This window comes from Methylobacterium sp. BTF04, from assembly GCF_010692745.1.
Lineage (GTDB): Bacteria > Pseudomonadota > Alphaproteobacteria > Rhizobiales > Beijerinckiaceae > Methylobacterium.
Map to the genome: position 1 here is coordinate 1 of NZ_JAAHTB010000244.1, position 600 is coordinate 600.

The window sequence follows — 600 nt, forward strand, 5'->3', positions numbered from 1 at the left end:
TTTTGTCTCGGGTACCGGGAAGGCCTGGGGTGTTGAACTGCTGCTGAAAAAAACGCTGGGGAAGTTTAATGGCTGGCTGGGTTACAGCTTCAGCCGGATTCAGAAGGAAATCGATTTTAACAGCGACGGCCGGGTTTCGAAGGAGGAAGGTGAGATTTATTACACTCATAACGATATTCCGCATTCCTTTAATGCCGTAATGAGTTATCGTTTTAATGAAAAGAGAACCGTCGGACCGACTGTTTCATACAATACCGGTCAGGCATTTACAGTTAATGAAGGAATGGTCTTTGCCGGGACAAATTACACCAGCCCGATCAACCCCTACTCTGGTCTTCAGGATATTCCCGGTGAAAAAAATGGCGCCCGTTATCCCAGCTATTTCAGAATTGATGCCAATTATGCCCGTTCATTTAAAGCCTTCGGCCTGAACGGGAAATTTAAGGTACAGATTATCAATGTGCGCACCCATTTCAATGTGTTATTTGCCCAGACTATTCCCAATACGAATCCGACGAAAATCCGGGCTTTCAGTATGTTCCCGAGCATCCCGTCTTTCGGCCTGGAATTCGAATTATAAACGAGCAGGAGAATACTAAT

General features: G+C 45.5%; 1 protein-coding gene. It reads left to right on the forward strand.

Going from position 1 to position 600, the window contains the following annotated elements; all coding sequences use genetic code 11:
• Positions 1 to 580 (forward strand): hypothetical protein (locus G3T14_RS24550; protein WP_204263063.1); only part of this gene is annotated, 580 nt, incomplete at its 5' end.
• Positions 581 to 600 lie beyond the last annotated feature (20 nt).